The sequence below is a fragment of the Enterobacter sp. BIDMC 26 genome (assembly GCF_000534435.1).
GTDB classification, from domain to species: domain Bacteria; phylum Pseudomonadota; class Gammaproteobacteria; order Enterobacterales; family Enterobacteriaceae; genus Enterobacter; species Enterobacter ludwigii.
In genome coordinates, this window is the sequence record NZ_KI973182.1 from 1758794 (window position 1) to 1775042 (window position 16249).

At 49.4% G+C, this 16249-nt stretch carries 16 protein-coding genes; 9 read left to right on the forward strand and 7 right to left on the reverse strand.

What is annotated here, in order from left to right:
* Positions 1-25 precede the first annotated feature (25 nt).
* From L462_RS14975 to L462_RS14965, 3 genes are all read left to right on the forward strand, one after another.
* Positions 26-691 (forward strand): NADPH-dependent F420 reductase, encoded by a 666-nt coding sequence (locus L462_RS14975; protein WP_072031444.1) that lies wholly within the window; start codon positions 26-28, stop codon positions 689-691.
* A gap of 18 nt (positions 692-709) precedes the next feature.
* Positions 710-1591: a helix-turn-helix domain-containing protein gene (locus tag L462_RS14970; protein WP_020882400.1), complete on the forward strand. Its 882-nt coding sequence runs from the start codon at positions 710-712 to the stop codon at positions 1589-1591.
* A 102-nt stretch (positions 1592-1693) separates the two neighbouring features.
* A complete protein-coding gene (locus tag L462_RS14965) occupies positions 1694-2440 on the forward strand; it encodes an SDR family oxidoreductase (RefSeq protein ID WP_020882399.1) in 747 nt (248 codons plus the stop codon).
* Between the two features lie 141 nt (positions 2441-2581).
* Here L462_RS14965 and L462_RS14960 read toward each other — a convergent pair whose 3' ends face one another.
* Positions 2582-3304 (reverse strand): SDR family oxidoreductase, encoded by a 723-nt coding sequence (locus L462_RS14960; protein WP_032678322.1) that lies wholly within the window; start codon positions 3302-3304, stop codon positions 2582-2584.
* Between the two features lie 98 nt (positions 3305-3402).
* Here L462_RS14960 and L462_RS14955 point away from each other — a divergent pair, with 98 nt between their 5' ends.
* Complete coding sequence (locus L462_RS14955; protein ID WP_025203945.1) at positions 3403-4305, forward strand: LysR family transcriptional regulator; 903 nt, start codon at positions 3403-3405, stop codon at positions 4303-4305.
* Between the two features lie 161 nt (positions 4306-4466).
* On the opposite strand, the gene L462_RS14950 is transcribed toward L462_RS14955, so the two are convergent.
* On the reverse strand, positions 4467-5366 hold the full coding sequence (locus L462_RS14950; protein ID WP_032678323.1) for a LysR family transcriptional regulator: 900 nt from the start codon (positions 5364-5366) through the stop codon (positions 4467-4469).
* 161 nt (positions 5367-5527) lie between these two features.
* Between L462_RS14950 and attM the strand changes: the two genes are divergently transcribed.
* A complete protein-coding gene (attM, locus tag L462_RS14945) occupies positions 5528-6319 on the forward strand; it encodes an AttM family quorum-quenching N-acyl homoserine lactonase (protein ID WP_032678324.1) in 792 nt (263 codons plus the stop codon).
* An 87-nt stretch (positions 6320-6406) separates the two neighbouring features.
* On the opposite strand, the gene L462_RS14940 is transcribed toward attM, so the two are convergent.
* The 4 genes from L462_RS14940 to L462_RS14925 all read right to left on the reverse strand — a co-directional run bounded on the left by L462_RS14940 (position 6407) and on the right by L462_RS14925 (position 9534).
* Positions 6407-7426 (reverse strand): NADP-dependent oxidoreductase, encoded by a 1020-nt coding sequence (locus L462_RS14940; RefSeq protein ID WP_032678325.1) that lies wholly within the window; start codon positions 7424-7426, stop codon positions 6407-6409.
* Positions 7423-7833 carry a hypothetical protein gene (locus L462_RS14935; protein ID WP_032678326.1) on the reverse strand — a complete coding sequence of 137 codons (411 nt, stop codon included), beginning with the start codon at positions 7831-7833 and terminating at the stop codon, positions 7423-7425. The genes L462_RS14940 and L462_RS14935 overlap by 4 nt, the downstream gene beginning before the upstream one ends.
* 4 nt (positions 7834-7837) lie before the next feature.
* Positions 7838-8656, reverse strand: a complete 819-nt coding sequence (locus L462_RS14930) for an oxidoreductase (protein WP_032678327.1) — start codon at positions 8654-8656, stop codon at positions 7838-7840.
* A gap of 98 nt (positions 8657-8754) precedes the next feature.
* Entirely contained in the window at positions 8755-9534 is a 780-nt protein-coding gene (locus L462_RS14925; RefSeq protein ID WP_014170425.1) for an SDR family NAD(P)-dependent oxidoreductase, read from the reverse strand.
* 240 nt (positions 9535-9774) lie between these two features.
* On the opposite strand from L462_RS14925, the gene L462_RS0123460 reads away from it, so the two are divergent.
* Positions 9775-10323: a TetR/AcrR family transcriptional regulator gene (locus L462_RS0123460; RefSeq protein ID WP_032679695.1), complete on the forward strand. Its 549-nt coding sequence runs from the start codon at positions 9775-9777 to the stop codon at positions 10321-10323.
* Between the two features lie 249 nt (positions 10324-10572).
* On the opposite strand, the gene L462_RS14920 is transcribed toward L462_RS0123460, so the two are convergent.
* Positions 10573-11229: a helix-turn-helix transcriptional regulator gene (locus tag L462_RS14920; RefSeq protein WP_032678328.1), complete on the reverse strand. Its 657-nt coding sequence runs from the start codon at positions 11227-11229 to the stop codon at positions 10573-10575.
* 1084 nt (positions 11230-12313) lie between these two features.
* Here L462_RS14920 and L462_RS14915 point away from each other — a divergent pair.
* From L462_RS14915 to L462_RS14905, 3 genes are all read left to right on the forward strand, one after another.
* Positions 12314-12871, forward strand: coding sequence for a fimbrial protein (locus L462_RS14915; protein ID WP_236900307.1), 558 nt, complete (start codon positions 12314-12316; stop codon positions 12869-12871).
* A 66-nt stretch (positions 12872-12937) separates the two neighbouring features.
* Positions 12938-13639, forward strand: a complete 702-nt coding sequence (locus L462_RS14910) for a fimbrial biogenesis chaperone (protein ID WP_032678329.1) — start codon at positions 12938-12940, stop codon at positions 13637-13639.
* Between the two features lie 39 nt (positions 13640-13678).
* Entirely contained in the window at positions 13679-16231 is a 2553-nt protein-coding gene (locus L462_RS14905) for a fimbria/pilus outer membrane usher protein (protein WP_082209478.1), read from the forward strand.
* Positions 16232-16249 lie beyond the last annotated feature (18 nt).

The window sequence follows — 16249 nt, forward strand, 5'->3', positions numbered from 1 at the left end:
GATCGGTGAGCACTATTCTCCTTTCATGTTCTTAAGCAATGTAGCCAAACACATCAACGCATCTGTTCATTTAAGGAAACAAACTATGAAAACAAATACTGTCGGCATTATTGGTGCAGGCGCCATCGGACAAGCCTTTGCCCACCAGCTGGTCAACGCAGGCGTGAATGTCATCCTCAGTAACAGTCGTGGCCCGGACAGCCTGGCTGAAGTGATTGAGGCATTGGGCGACAAAGCTCGCGCCGGAACGGTACAACAGGCTGCCGAAGCCGAAATCGTTTTTATAAGTACCAACTGGAACAGAACCGAGGCCGCATTAAGTGGGGTGAACTGGGAGGGTCGTATTCTGATTGACGCGACTAACCCGGTACTTTTGCCGGGCTACACCCTTGCAGATCTGGGGGGTAAAAACTCATCCCAGCGCGTTTCAGAGTGGGCAGCGGGAGCCCGGGTCGTCAAAGCCTTCAACACGCTTCTGGCAAACGTTCTTGCGCAAGACCCGTCCCAATCTGGCGGGCGCCGCGTGGTCTTTATCTCCGGCGACCACGCTGATGCAAAAGCAGACGTTGAGGAATTAGCCACCCGAATGGGCTTCGCCAGTATAGACTTAGGGAGTCTTGAGATTGGGGGATATCTGCAACAATTCCCGGGTGGTCCCCTTCCCGCGCTAAATCTTGTGAAACTGGCTTAAGAGACGTTATTGACGAATATGGCTCAACGTACTTCCGCTGAATCATTCGAAGCGTACATTCCGGGCGAATTGCTCAAGGAACATCGGGCACAATCTTCCCGGGATGTCTTCATTCAAATTCTGGCGCGTCGGCAGAGGCAGGACAACGTTATTATCCCGGCCGTGCCAGAGCCTTTTATTGTCTGGATACTCTCTGGGCGGGCCGTCGTTGAAGAACGGCCTCTGGGCGGAGAGTGGTCAGAAAACCACGTTACCGCAGGTGATTTTTTTCTCACGACCGACACCTCTCCGACAGAGATGAGATGGCAAGCCGAGCCAGACTGCCCTTTCATCGTTATGCACGTCTATATTGGTGTGTCCATGATGCAGGACATTGAGCTGCGGGAAGTGTCGGGCGAACGCGATGAAACACTGTCAGCCCTGCTGGAACTTATGCGCGCAGAGCTTTATTTTCAGCACCCACCCAGTGGACCTTACATCCAGGGTATCGCTCAAGCCCTTGCCGTACATCTCTCCCGTGCTTACCGGACATCGGCAAAGCGACACCACGGCGGGTTGCAGGCATATAAATTACACCGGGTATTTAAGGCGATGCATGAAGAGCTGGCTCACCCCTTTGACTTAGCACGTCTGGCTGGCCTTGCCGAGCTTAGCGAATTCCATTTCAGCCGGGTCTTTAAACAGTCTACCGGGCTTTCGCCTTCCCATTATTTTATCCGCTTGCGAATGGAAGAGGCGCGCCGCCTGTTGTCCGAGACAGAGGATTCGATGATCAGCATTGCCCTGACCGTGGGCTACAACAGCCCCAGCCATTTTGCTGCCATATTCCGCAAGCACACCGGTATTTCGCCCTCTCAGTATCGCCACGAAAATATGCGTAGCAAAACACCGACAGTGTGAGCAAACCACCGCGCGAAGAGAGTGCCTTTTGCAGACATGATTGACCCGAACTTCAGATGTTCTTTGCTGAAGCGCTGAAACAAACGCATAAGAGGATCAATCATGGAACTCAACGGTAAATCAGCCATCGTGACCGGTGCATCAAGCGGTATCGGCGCAGCCACCGCCATTAAATTGGCCAGAGAGGGGGTCAAAGTGGGACTCGCGGCCCGCCGCCGGGATCGTCTCCAGGCGCTGGTGTCAGAAATCAAGGCCTTCGGCGGAGAAGCCATTGCGCTGGAAATGGATGTGACTGACCAGGCGTCAGTCTTCGATGGCGTGAAGAAACTGCACGACGCCTATGGCCACATTGATATCGCCTTCAACAATGCCGGACTCATGCCCATTTCAGACATCGCCAGTCTCAAACTGGAGGAGTGGCATCGTATGGTTGATGTCAATATTAAGGGCTTAATGAACACGGTTGCCGCGGTACTCCCGGTGATGCAAGCGCAAAAGTCAGGGCATATCATCAATACGTCCTCGATTGCGGGCAGAAAAACGTTCGCTGGACTCGGGGTATATTGCGCAACGAAACATGCGGTAGCCGCATTTTCAGATGTATTACGCATGGAGCTTTCGTCTCAATACAATATTCGCGTAACCTCACTTCAGCCAGGCGCGGTTGAAAGTGAATTATTCGAGCACATTACTGACGAAAACTACCGTGCACAGATGGAAAACCTGAAGGAACACATGACGTTCCTGAAGTCAGAGGATATTGCTGACTCCATCCTATATGTGCTGCGCGCGCCGGATCATGTCGACGTGGCAGAATTGTTCATCATGCCCACAGAGCAGCAGTGGTAAGTTTGTCATGCGGGCCAAACCGGTTGTCTGGCCCGCGTTATGACCTTTTCAATACACATACAATTTTCACCCTGCACTCTGTGACGCGACAAAAAAAGCTGCCTTACAGGCAGCTTTCGTGGTGCATATGCGTTAGCCAGTTCAGTTCGCAGACGCGGTAGGTCGAATCGTGATTTCTGTTGTATCAACATTTTCAGGCGCTTCAATCACTTGCCGAACAGCGCGGGCAATATCAGCCGGCTGGAGTGCAATGGAACGGTATACCTCCATTGCCGCCTGCGTTTCCGGATGAGTAATGGTCGAGGCAAGTTCGCTTTCCACCACACCGGGGTTGACGCAGGTGACACGGATGCTGGCGCTTTCCTGCCGCAAGCCATCTGAAATCGCCCGAACGGCGAACTTTGTGGCGCAATAGACGGCGGCTGTCGGCACCACAGAGAGCGCGCCGATAGAGCCAATATTGATTATCTGACCGGAGCCCTGCGCTTCCATGGTGGGAAGCACGGCGCCAATCCCCCATAGCACGCCCTTGATATTCACATCAATGGTACGTTCCCATTCATCATATTTACCCGCTGCCAGCGGAGAAAGGGGCATTATTCCCGCGTTGTTGATCAGAACGTCAATACGCCCCCACCTAGTCAGTGCCGCCTGCACGAAATCAGACATCGACTGGCGATTTGTGACATCCAGCTCGCAGGCTTCAACATGCCCGCCTGTACTGCGGATTTCTGCAGCGATAGCTTCAATACGATCTTTCCTGCGTGCCCCAAGTAATAACTTCGCGCCTGCATTGCCAAGCTCTCGTGCAATACCCTCTCCGATACCGCTGGATGCACCGGTGATCAAGATGACTTTATCCATGACTTACTCCTTCAGTTGAGTTCAGAGGGATAATAGAACGCGGTTATTGTTTCGTGTATCCTGCCTCTGGTGTACACACTGGTTAGCAATCCTAAACAATGAAAATTGACCTTAATCTTTTACCTCTGTTTCTGGCTGTCGCGGAGGAACGTAGCTTCAGCGCTGCCGCCGAACGTCTTGGCGTGACGCGATCGGCGGTCAGCCAGGGGATCAGACGCCTGGAGGATACGTTCGGGACCCTGCTTGTCATGCGCACCACACGTTCGGTAAACCTGACTGAAGCGGGAGAACGGCTGCGAAAATCGTTGTCCGTACCGCTATCAACGATTGACGCGGCGTGCGAAGACGTTCTCTCTGACAACGGGCCGCGAGGGCATCTGAAAATTGCTGTCACCTCAATTGCAGAAGAATTTCTTTCAGGCCCTCTGCTCGCGTCCTTTGCAGCCGCTAACCCTGCCGTCACCATCGATATCGTCGTGTCGGATGACGAATTTGATATCGTGGCAGCGGGCTATGATGCCGGCGTAAGGCTCGGTGACGTGATCGAAAAAGACATGATTGCTGTCCCTCTGACGGGACAGCAACGGGAAGTGGTGGTGGCATCACCAACGTATCTGGCGGCCCATAGCGCACCGCGCCATCCGCGAGAGCTTATCCGCCATCGCTGTATCGGCTGGCGCCCATCGCCAGACGTCGCGCCCTATCGCTGGGAATTTGAGGAAGCGGGAATACCTTTCGACGTGGCGGTTGAACCGCATATCACCACCAACGATCTCCGTCTCATGCTCAGGCTCGCGCTTGCGGGGGGAGGAATTACCTTTGCAACCTATGAAACATTCAGGCCATTTATTGAAAAAGGACAGCTTGTTTCATTACTGGATGATTTTCTTCCGCCTTTTCCTGGGTTTTATCTGTACTTCCCGCAACGTCGAAATATGGCCCCCAAGCTGCGGGCTCTGATTGAACACGTCAGGCAGTGGGGGAAGACGTCACTGCAGTAGTTTCAAACCCGCGCAGAATATTTAGCTTCCGGAGAGTTACCGCGCCGTAGCAGCGAATGACGCATGCTCGACTGGGCAAGCCATTAACCGGGGTGTACCTCAGGCGGGCAAGAAATTTTGTTCAACCGTTTATTTAACAGCCTCATATTCGAGTTTGAGAACTATAGCTGCCCTTTTGTTACCGAGCGCGTAAGGCTTGTGCGAAGTTCGTTTTCAAGGAAAGCGACACATGCTCGTGTTTCAGCGGAGATGATATTAGCCGGAGGATAAAGTAGATATGCAGGGAATGAAGGAACAAGGTAGTCGGGTAACACAGGTACGAGATGCCCGTCGGCAATCTCCTGTCGGCAAACCGGAGACTGCAATACCCCGATTGCCTTTCCTGCCAGAAGCACAGTACGTAACGGCCGCCAGTGGCTGGAAGTGAATGTTATTCTCACAGGGACGGTGAGTAACGCGTTGTCAGGCGCGATCAGCGTCACATGGTTATTCATAAACAGGCCCGAAACACGAGCAAATGCATGTCGGGCGAGCTCACCCGGTGTACGGGGCATATCATAACGCTGCAAATATTCGGGAGAGGCCACCAGCAACCGCGCAATTTTCCCCAACGGGCGGGCAACATAATATCCTTCCCCCGCCTCACCAAGACGTAGCGAGATATCCACACCTTCGGTGACCGGGTCCGTCACTCTGTCACTGAGCACCAGATCAATGTTGATGCCCGGATAGGCCAATTGCAGTTTAAGCAGGGCGGGCATAAGTAACTCTTCCCCGGCACCATAGGGTGCGGCAATGCGCAGGGTTCCACTAATTGCCTCACCATTATCCACGATTGCCAGCGCATGGTCAGCCGCTGCAACGGCGCTTTTGCTCCGTTCATAGAACAGCGTCCCGCTATTGGTGAGAGACATTCGGCGCGTGTGACGTCGCAGCAGGCGGGTATTAAGATGAGCTTCCAGACGCTCTATCCTTTCACTGACCGCCGGCTGTCCGATGCCGAGATCGCGCGCAGCGGCAGACATGCTTCCGCGCTCAACCACCCGAATGAAAATACGCATTGCCGTAAGTAAATCCATTCACCGATTATATTGGTAAAACCGATAAATGAAAGTGGTCCCGCCCCTCTACTGCCAGGCCCTTCTGTTAATGAAAATCTGTGCGTCCACGGCTGTTCTAGCTATGGCGTACAGAAGATTTCATTTTTTACGGGAAAAGAAGCATGTCAGATATCAGGCTTTATATGTTCCAGTCGGGCTATCAGCGTTGTAAATATCACGATATCAGGATGAATCAGGGTGAAGGCGCCGACTACATTATACCTGTCCCCTGGTTTTTACTGACGCATCCGCAGGGGAATGTTGTTATTGACGGTGGTCTTGCGGTGGAAGGGCTGAAGGATCCCCGCGCCTACTGGGGACCGACTGTTGACCAGTATCAACCCATCATGGATACAAACCAGGGCTGTAGAAGACAACTGGCGAAGCTCGGAATAAGGCCAGAATCGGTGCGTTATGTTTTACTCTCCCACCTCCACTCTGACCATACCGGCGCGATTGGCCGCTTTCCTGAAGCCACTCATCTTGTGCAGCGTGCTGAGTATGACTATGCCTTTTCACCGGATTGGTTTACCGCCGGGGCCTACTGTCGGAAAGATTTTCATCGCGAAGGTCTCAAATGGCAGTTTCTGGCAGGAGATGCCGATGATGGTTTTGATCTGTATGGCGATGGCGTTCTGAAAATCATTTACACGCCAGGCCACTCCCCGGGTCATCAATCTTTTGTCGTCTCCCTGCCGAGTGGAAAATCGTTCACCCTGGCGATAGATGCTGCCTATACGCTTGACCATTTTCAGGATAAAGCCCTGCCTGGCTTGATGACATCGGCCAGTCAGGTGGCACGATCGGTGGCAAAACTAAGAGTGGTTACCCAGATGCATAATGCGGAAATTATTCCCGGGCACGATCCTGATATCTGGCCGCATTATGCGAAGAAGACGGAAGGCTATAACTGATACGAACGGTGATAGTGACCATACCTCTTCCCTGAGGCGATAACCCTGGTCATTTATGCTTAGCGCAGAGGCAAGCCTTCGTTGCTATCACTCATGAATTTTAACCACCACTTTCCCCTTTGCATGCCCGCGAGCCAGATAGGCGAAGGCGTCGCCAGTTTCGGCAAAGGGGAAAACGTTGTCGATAACGGGTTTGATGCGTTGAGCGTCCATGAGTTCAGCGATTTGGCTAAGCTGGCTGCCATCAGGGCGGACAAAGAGAAACGAATAGGTTAACCCTCGTTTTTTTGACAGTCGCATGATTTTGCGGCTCATCAGTCCTAATACGAAACGCAGGAAAACATTAAGGTGTCTTTCCCGTGCGAAAGCCGTATCTAACGGCCCGATCAGGGAAACTATCTTCCCTCCCGGTTTAAGGATTTGGGTGGATTTCTCAATCTCGTCACCTCTGATAGTCCCGAGGACAATATCGTAGCCGCTCAGCACTTTTTCGAATTCCTGCTTTTTATAGTCAACCACCTCATCTGCGCCAAGGCGGTTCACCCAGTCAATGTTGGCGGTGCTGGTTGTCGTCCCTACCGTTGCGCCAAGGTGTTTTGCCAGTTGGATAGCAAAACTGCCAATTCCACCGGAGCCGGCCGGGATAAATACTTTCTGCCCCGCTCGCAGCTTCGCGCGTTCCGTCAGCGCTTGCCAGGAGGTGAGACTGACCATCGGAAGCGACGCTGCCTGTACGAAATCCAGAGTGGCGGGTTTTAACGCTGCAAGGTTTTCTGGCACCCGCACAAATTCAGCAAGCGAACCCGTTCCCCTGTCAAAAATACTGGCAAACACCTCGTCGCCTGCTTTGAAACGCGTCACGCGACGTCCTGTGGCAACGACAACGCCGGACACGTCGCTGCCCAACGTCGCGGGGAGACTGAAATGCAGAACACGTTTGAACATGCCGGTCGGGATCATGTTATCGATCGGGTTCAGACCTACTGCATACACTTTGACCAGAATTTCATCATCACCAGGGGACGGAAAATCTACGTCGTCGAATCCCAGTTCAGGGGATTTACCATAGCGTTTGAACGTAAATGCTTTCATCGTCTTCTTATTCATTTGTCTTTTACTCTGCCGGGTTTGCCGGTGGCGTGTTTCTTACCAACGCTGTTGCTGAGTAAAAAAGCGATACCCAGGAATAGCTCGATAAATACTGCAATAACGATCTGCCCATTAACGTGTCCTGCATACCACTCAACAACGCCGGACGCGGCTAAAATCAAACATAACGTACCGATCCCTGCTGCCAGGGCATAGCGGGCCAGCGAGGGCTCTGCGTGCCTGGCGAATAAACACATCACCCCCAGGCCCGCGTACAGGGCGGCAGAGCGATGGCCGAGCACATCAGTTCCTGGTGATGGCGTAATTCCCCACTGCGTTAACAGCAGTTGCGGGAAGAACATCCATATCGCCGTCAGGATGAAAAACAACCCGGCAGTCAGAATAGCCAGTTGAGAAAATTTCATATTCTTATTCTTTCGCGTCAAGCTGAAGACTATTGCGTACTACCTTGTCCAGAAGTGAAGCAGGCGCAAAGCGGCGAATGAAATTCAGTTTCCCCGCCAGCGTGCCCGCCGTATAACGCACCTTAGGCCGTAAAGACTGGGCAGCCTTTACCACCACATCAGCCACCACTTCCGGACGTTCCGCCTCGTCCATTGCCTTGCTGACGACGTTGTTCAGCTTAGCCCGGAGCGGTTCATATTCTTCTAGCTTCGCATCAGGTTCTACATTGTTTACGTCGAACTGTGTCTTTATATAGGCCGGCTCGATCACGGAAACCCTGATACCCTGTGTGCGCAGTTCATGGTCCAGCGCGCCCGTATACCCTTCAACCGCATGCTTACTGGCTGCATACAGTGCCACGTAAGGTAGCGGGACAATCCCTAATATCGAACCAATGTTGATGATGCGCCCACTGCCCTGACGGCGCATGTGCGGGATCACTGCCCGCGTCATTCTGACCAGGCCAAGAAAGTTGGTGTCGAAAATACGCCTGGCCTGATCAATCGAACTTTCTTCCGCGGCCGCAGGAGCAACCCCAAAGCCTGCATTATTCACCAGCAAATCTATCCGCCCTTCCAGATGCAGTAACGCCTCAATGGCGGCGCTCACGGACGCATCGTCCGTCACATCAAGCGTTAATAACGCAAAGGGATGCGTGCCTGCCTGCGCACCGCGCCGGCTGGTGCCATAGACCGTATACCCTGCGGCCAGCAGTTTTTTAGCCGACGCCTCACCGATCCCCGAAGAAGCTCCGGTCACCAGTGCTACACGTTTTTTTGTCATTCTCACTACGCTCTCTTGATAGAGTCCTGCTCACCCTGCAGCGCAACAACACGCTGCAGGGAAACAACGCGGCATAGGGTTATGCCGAATCCCCGTGGCTACACTGTGTACCGTTCTGCCGCTTTAGCCTGATTGATATCCGCCAGCAGAGCCTGACGCGCCGTCTCCAGGTCATCCCAGTGGGCAGCATTTTGTAAAGGAGGGATGGTGACGAGTTCGCGACGATCAAAGCCGGCCAGGGCTGCGTCAACTAACTGACCCACTTCCATCATCTCGGGCGCCTTACTGATATCAATACCTGCACGTTCCCAGATTTCGGTGTAAGTGCCAGCCGGAAGTACCGCCTGGACGTAAACGCCCGCGGAGGAGAGCTCAATATGCAATCCCTGCGACAGGAAAAGCACAAAGGCTTTGGTGGCACCGTAAACCGTCATGGCAAATTCCGGGGCGAGCCCAACGACGGAGCTGATATTGACGATTGCGCCTTCTCCGGTTTTGACAAACCGTGGCGCCGCGGCACTCGCAAGCCTCGTCAGCGCAGTGACGTTCAGGGCGATAAGACGCTCAATTGCCTCAGGCGTCTGGCCGGTAAAATTGCCCGACTGTGCCATGCCTGCGTTGTTAATCAGCACCCCTATTTTTTCGTCTTCACGAAGACGAGCTTCCACCGTCGCTAAATCCGCTGCCTGAGTGAGATCGGCTGGCAGAACATCAACAGAAACGCCCTTCTCCTGTCGCAGACGCTCGGCGAGTGCGTCTAATTTTGTTTTATCGCGGGCAACCAGAACCAGGTCATGTCCACGGCTCGCAAATCTTTGCGCATAAACAGCACCAATACCCGTCGATGCACCTGTAATGAGAACTGAAGTTTTCGTCATATGTGATCTTCTTTATTAAATGTTGAACAGAATCTGCACTGTTCGATGCAGGTAAATCCGGGGATATGTCCGGCTCTCTTTGCTGATCTCAGTCAGACTGACGGAGCGCGCATAACTCTGCGAAGCACCGTCGGGAACATGGATTTAATGATGATGATCATAATCTATAAAGTCAACTGGTTTGATTATGATCATCATCAATGTATAATTGAGCCTTGTTTTGTATGGGGGCGGGAAAGCATGAAAGTGTCAAAAGAGCAGGTTCGGGAAAACCGGATGCGCATTGTTGAAACGGCATCAGAACTTTTTCGTGAGCGCGGCTATGACGGCGTGGGCGTGGCGGAGCTGATGTCTGCGGCGGGTTTAACCCACGGCGGGTTTTATAAGCACTTTGGTTCAAAGGCTGACCTGATGTCAGAAGCCATGAACTGTGGTTTTGTACACGCCGCGGAAAACCTGGCGGGTGTGGACCGAGAAAAATTCATTGAATATTACCTCTCCCGACAGCATCGCGATGATATGGCCAGGGGTTGTGTGATGTCTGCCCTGGGCACCGACACCGCCCGTCAGTCCGGGCCCATCAAAGAGACATTTGCAGCCGGGGTTGAACGTCAGCTGGCAATGTTAAGTGACGAAAATGTCTCACGTGCTGACCTGATAGACACCTTTGCACATCTTGTCGGTGCTCTGGTGTTGTCCCGTGCCTGCCCGGATAATTCTGCACTCGCTGACGAAATTCTGGATGTCTGCCGCTCGCGTATTCTGCGTGAGGAGCCGCGAAAGGATTGAATTCTATACAACCTGAGATATTGCCCGACAGTGCGTCCTTTTGTATCAAGTATCAAGGTACCGGTACGAATGGCAGGGCGTGGTAGGTTTAACGAATTTTATGCATCCACTAAAATATAGGGTGGCTCAGAATTAATTATCGTTTTCCTCAGATTACACCAGGCTGAAAGCATTATGGTGAGAGCTTTGAATTAAAGTTGTCTGAGTAAGGCTGAGCCACCCGCTGAATTTGATACTTATTTTAAGGCCTCAGGCCTTTGGCCAATCGTTCTCCGGTGTTAGCAACCCTTCATGCTGAAACAGCCCCTGAAGATTACGCACTCCAACCTTCTGATAAATACGTGTCCGGTGCGCATAGATCGTTTTGGGGCTCACTTTCAATGTTTTTGCAATACTATCAACACGCTTACCTTTTAATATCATTCGAATGATCTCGTGTTCGCGAGATGTAAAACGCGACAGCAAATGGTTGCTATCCATATTTTTTGATACTGGCGTTCGCAAAATAAAGTCCCGGAGAGTGTTTTTAATCTCATCAACTGACAAACCTTTAGACAGGCAACCATCAACACCAGCCAGAGGAAGTTCTTTGTGAATGACCAGCATTATTGATCTGAAGATTTTCATTCCCTGAATTAATTTAAGCACATGAGAATTCCCAATCAGTCGCACATCGTAATCTGCGATAAGCAATCTTTCTGGACATTGCAATTCATTTTGATAATTCATATGAAATACACTCTCACAATGGGCAACATTGTAGAGAATACCTTTTTCATTAAGAATTTCGGGCAACATAGAATTGATTAAATACTTTAGCGCTAAAAAGAAGTACTTATCCTGAGTAATAATAGTAATTGTAGATTCCCGGCATGAGCCTTCAGCAACATTCAATTTTTCTCCCATAGCATTCTCCATAACGTGTCAAGTCATTCTTCTTCCCTTAAGTCCGAACATTTCAATAATTCATCACCAGTTACAAAGAAGCAATCTTTGTTTTAAGTGGAAAAATCCTGGCATAAATCGATTAGAAATTCTTAAGATTTACTCTAAAATGCAAAGCTGGGTACATGCTTTCGTCTTTTACATAAAAAGAATAATATTTACCTGTAGTATTTGGCGAACGTGTAATTATATGAATTTAATTGTATTTATTTAAAATATATTTTTACATTATCGTTACTATCACTCATAGTAATTATCGAGCACCAACACTTGGTGGCGCGTATAACGATTATTCTGAATTAAGAATAATCTCATTTTAATGCGGACTTCTCGTTCTTTAACCGCAACTTCGCTTTCATAAAAGGTTATTTATTCGTCAAAAAAACACTCTTAACATAAATATAAAGCATTATTTGACAAATTTTATCCACAAACAAACAACTAGATAACAAAAAAGCAACATAGAAGTTTTCCAGCTATTTTTTTACTCTTGACAGTAGCGCCCCAGGATGAATGTCGTCCTGGCATCTACGCTATCGAATAGAGCTCCAGAGTATCAAGACGCGGGACCCCTTACCGTAAGAATAAATCGTTGAACATATTCACTACCTTAGTAGTTTCTCAGTTTCGTAGCAGGAGACATTACATAAAGTAAGAATTTTTTCTTATATAATGTCAGGATAACAAATAATTATTACGGATATAACTGATAAATCTAATACAGTTTCAATCACTTGAAACATCCTCGGTTCAATTACATTTCTAAGATAAAACTCTTAACTTAAAAAGTGAGTACATATAAAAACCAAGAATTTTGTCCTATTTTTATCGCCAATTTGGATTTTGGCTTTACTGAAATAAAAGTCAGCATTACCATTTAATTATCGAAGGCATATATAACTCTCGGACAAAAGCACCTCCAGGAAGATTGGATGTAATTTGAGATTATATTTTCCTTCGTGAAAACTGGGTATTGAAAATTTTGATGCTCATACTTATGCCAATTTAACGGCATGAGTATTTTAACATACATGGAGTTTGTAAAATGAACATGAAAAAAACCTTTATCGCTGCCGCATTAGTATCTGGGTTAGTTGGCATGCAGGCTCAGGCATCCGATGGCACTATTTATTTTCAAGGTAAGTTGACCAACACCACCTGTGATATCACCGTTGACGGCCAGGCTTCACCAGCAACAGTTGTACTGCCAGAGGTAAGTACCTCGCTGTTGCAGACTCCAGGTGCGACGATAGGTGATACTGGTTTTAGCATTGAGCTTGCCAACTGTACTGGCGTAACCAGCACCTCAACAGCTGCAGCCTTCTTTGAAAATGGCTCTACGGTAGACAACACAACTTATAACCTGCTGAACACTGACGAAGGCATTGCAGACGGTGCGACCAACGTACAGTTACAACTGGTAGACAAAGCAACAGATCTCCCATTACAGGTGGGCAACACCAGTCAGACCACAAACACTACCCGCAACGATATGAGCAGTGGTTCCGCAAGCCTGCCGTATACCGTGCGTTATTATGCCTTAGGGGCAACCACGCCAGGTACTGTTAAAAGCCAGGTCAATTTCAGCATCGATTACGAATAATAACAAGATTATTTATTTGTTATGACCACAGGCGAGCATTGTGCTCGCCTGAATAAGGAGTTTGTTATGAATATGAAACTACCCTCTTTCATAATACTTTTATCCTCTGCCTTTTTAGCTTTCTCTGTTCAAAGTGCAGTGATTATTTCTGGTACGAGGATCATATATCCAGAAAAAGACAAAGAAGTCTCCATTAAAATGACAAACAATGGTAAATCACCTGTCTTAATTCAGTCATGGATTGATTCTGGTGATCCAAAATCCCGTCCTGACAATGCGCAAGCCCCCTTTACGCTGACCCCGCCTATCAACCGTGTTGACCCCGGTAAAGGTCAATCGTTACGTATACGTTATACCGGCGAAGCGTTACCGCAAGATAAAGAGTCAATTTTCTATCTTAACGTGCTTGAAATTCCTGCCAGGGTGAATAACACAGAAGGAAAAAATCTGCTTCAGATGGCTTTCCGCTCTCGCCTGAAACTTTTTTTCCGCCCATCAGGCTTATTAACTCACGCCAGCGATGCACCGCAGCAAATGAAATGGGCACGAAATGGCACCACGATTACGGCCACCAACCCAACCCCCTACTTTATCAATATTGCCTACTTCTCAGAAGATCGTGACGGTAAAGTCAGTATCGGCAGCGGTGGGATGATAACCCCAGGCGCAACAAAAACCTTTACGCTCAGCCGCAACACACAAAATTACTATCCATTTATTATTAATGACTATGGCGCTATGCGTCTCATTGAAACCGAAAAGAAATAATGCTGCAAAACAGATTATAAAATGTAGTTACAGGAAGATATGATGGAACGGAACCTTAATTTTAAGATCAACAGCACGCTTAAGCTTTGTCCATTAGCGATTGCCATTGCTACGGCGTTTTTTCCTGTTGCTCAAGCAGCCAATACCTCTTTTGTTGAATTTAATACCAACTTTATCAATCCAACAAGCAAAAACAGCATTGATATTAGCCGTTTTCAAAAAGGCGTTCCGTTGCCCGGTAAATACAACGTTGAGGTCATTATAAATAGCAATCCAATGGGGCAATACGATCTTCAGGTTGCAGATGAATCGGGTGTGAATGCTGAGGGTTCAATATGTCTGGCCAAAAAAAATTATGTTCAGCTAGAGTTTAATACTACCAAACTCACTCAAGAGTCACTTAAATTATTCAACAGCGCGAGCGATGATGAATGCCTGCCGGTTGACAAGATTTTGCCCGAAGCTTCATTCGAGCTGGATACCGGCGAACAGACACTTAACATATCAATTGCCGAAATTTATCTCATCAAACGTCCCCGGGGTTATGTTAATCCAGAAATATGGGATCAAGGCATTACAGCCGGAATACTAAACTACAATACCAACTTTTATCGTAATGTGGCTCATCATAATCAAAATGATGCGCTTTATGCAGGCATCAATGGTGGTATTAATTTATCAGGATGGCATTTTCGCCATAATGGCAGCCTGAACTGGCAGAATGATTTCGGTCGCCACTATCAGTCACTTGAAACCTACGTTCGACGCTATCTCCCAGATTTTGGGAGCCGTTTTACGTTGGGAGATACGCAAACCACCGGCGAACAATTTGATACGCTTGCTTTTCGCGGTATCCAAATTGCAAACGCTGAGCAAATGCTACCAAATTCCCAGCGCGGATACGCGCCTTTAATTACCGGCATTGCCAGAACCAATGCCAAAGTGAAAGTGATGCAGCAAAATCGTTTGTTGCTGGAGACGACCGTAGCGCCGGGTGCATTTGAAATTAACGATCTCTACCCCACCGGTTACGGTGGCGAACTTGAGGTCATTATCGAAGAAGCAGACGGCTCGGTACAGCGCCAGAGCGTGCCCTTTGCCTCAACCAGTAACCTTCTGCGCCCGGGCATCACACATTACAGTGCCACCGTGGGTTCTCTGCGTAAAGGCTGGGTAGAAAATGAACCGTTACTGGCAGAGTTTACATGGCGTCGGGGGCTTTCCAATCGTTTTACGGCTTATACCGGCATTCAGGGTAACGAGGATTACAAAGCGGCACAGCTAGGGCTCGCTGTTGGCACGCCTGTAGGTGCTTTCTCATTCGATGTCACGCACGCCAGAACTGAGCTGCCACATCAATATCAGCAGTATGGCCGAATGATGTCCGGGGAAAGTTATCAACTGAAATACAGCCATATGATTCAGCAGACCGGCAGTAATATCAGCGTGGCGGCCTATCGTTTCTCTACAGAAGGCTACATGGATTTCATTTCGGCCATGCAACTGCGTGAGGCTCTGGAACAAAATAGTAGCCAGGTCGAGCTATACAGGCCCAAGAGCCGTCTGGGGCTGACGGCTAACCAGCGATTACCTGAGGGTTGGGGAAACATCTATGCCAGCCTGTTCCAACAAGACTACTGGAATCAACATGGTAGCGATCATCAATACCAGTTTGGTTATAACAACCACATTGGCAAAGTCAATTACAGTTTGAGTGCGAGTCGCAACCGCAATGGTGAAGGTGGAAATGAAACTCGCTATATGCTGAGTATGAGCATTCCGTTCTCAAGCGACAACGTATTTAGCCAGATGTCGGTTAACCTGAATCGTGATAATGAAGGCCGAATGCGTGAGCAAATGGGGCTGAGCGGTACCGCACTGGAAAGCAATGCACTCAGCTATAGCGTGAGTGCCGCGAACGCGAATAAGGGTGGTTCCAGCAGCGGTACCTTTAACAGTTCGCTACGCACGTCTTTAACTACGCTTCAAGCTGCAGCTGGGGCAGGTAAAAACTATCACAATTACTCACTGGGCATGAACGGCACGGCCGTACTTCACAGTGGTGGTATCACCTTCTCGCCTTATACCGCGAACACAGTGGCCCTGGTTGAGGCTAAAGGCGCCAAAGGCGCTGCCGTCAGTAGTTATCCCGGAGTCAGCATTGACCGTTTCGGCTATGCGCTGGTGCCCTACCTCAATGCATGGCAAATGAATGAGGTAAGCCTCGATCCGAAAGGTTTGCCAAATGATATTGAGCTGAATTTGACCAGTCAAAAAGTGGCACCGTACAGCGGTGCCGTGGTTAAGCTCAGCTATGGCACAACCTACGGTACACCCGCATTGATTATGCTTGACGAAAATACCGACGTACCGTTCGGCGCTGACGTCTATGACAGCAATCATAGCGTTGTGGGTGTCGTCGGCCAGGGAAGACGCATCTTTGCTCGCCTACCGGAGCAAAGCGGACAGTTGAACGTTCGATGGGGCAAAGCGCGTCATCAGCAATGCCTGCTTAATTACCAATTACCGAACCACGATAAAGCAAACAACAGTGACATCGTAACCCTTAATAGCCGATGCGTGGCACATTGAAACGCACTGTTTGAAATT

Excerpts from the sequence above, each read along its gene's own strand:
- L462_RS14975 (WP_072031444.1), top strand. The coding sequence starts at position 26 with ATGTTCTTAAGCAATGTAGCCAAACACATCAACGCATCTGTTCATTTA.
- L462_RS14970 (WP_020882400.1), top strand. The coding sequence starts at position 710 with ATGGCTCAACGTACTTCCGCTGAATCATTCGAAGCGTACATTCCGGGC.
- L462_RS14965 (WP_020882399.1), top strand. The coding sequence starts at position 1,694 with ATGGAACTCAACGGTAAATCAGCCATCGTGACCGGTGCATCAAGCGGT.
- L462_RS14960 (WP_032678322.1), bottom strand. The coding sequence starts at position 3,304 with ATGGATAAAGTCATCTTGATCACCGGTGCATCCAGCGGTATCGGAGAG.
- L462_RS14955 (WP_025203945.1), top strand. The coding sequence starts at position 3,403 with ATGAAAATTGACCTTAATCTTTTACCTCTGTTTCTGGCTGTCGCGGAG.
- L462_RS14950 (WP_032678323.1), bottom strand. The coding sequence starts at position 5,366 with ATGCGTATTTTCATTCGGGTGGTTGAGCGCGGAAGCATGTCTGCCGCT.
- attM (WP_032678324.1), top strand. The coding sequence starts at position 5,528 with ATGTCAGATATCAGGCTTTATATGTTCCAGTCGGGCTATCAGCGTTGT.
- L462_RS14940 (WP_032678325.1), bottom strand. The coding sequence starts at position 7,426 with ATGAATAAGAAGACGATGAAAGCATTTACGTTCAAACGCTATGGTAAA.
- L462_RS14935 (WP_032678326.1), bottom strand. The coding sequence starts at position 7,833 with ATGAAATTTTCTCAACTGGCTATTCTGACTGCCGGGTTGTTTTTCATC.
- L462_RS14930 (WP_032678327.1), bottom strand. The coding sequence starts at position 8,656 with ATGACAAAAAAACGTGTAGCACTGGTGACCGGAGCTTCTTCGGGGATC.
- L462_RS14925 (WP_014170425.1), bottom strand. The coding sequence starts at position 9,534 with ATGACGAAAACTTCAGTTCTCATTACAGGTGCATCGACGGGTATTGGT.
- L462_RS0123460 (WP_032679695.1), top strand. The coding sequence starts at position 9,775 with ATGAAAGTGTCAAAAGAGCAGGTTCGGGAAAACCGGATGCGCATTGTT.
- L462_RS14920 (WP_032678328.1), bottom strand. The coding sequence starts at position 11,229 with ATGGGAGAAAAATTGAATGTTGCTGAAGGCTCATGCCGGGAATCTACA.
- L462_RS14915 (WP_236900307.1), top strand. The coding sequence starts at position 12,314 with ATGAACATGAAAAAAACCTTTATCGCTGCCGCATTAGTATCTGGGTTA.
- L462_RS14910 (WP_032678329.1), top strand. The coding sequence starts at position 12,938 with ATGAATATGAAACTACCCTCTTTCATAATACTTTTATCCTCTGCCTTT.
- L462_RS14905 (WP_082209478.1), top strand. The coding sequence starts at position 13,679 with ATGATGGAACGGAACCTTAATTTTAAGATCAACAGCACGCTTAAGCTT.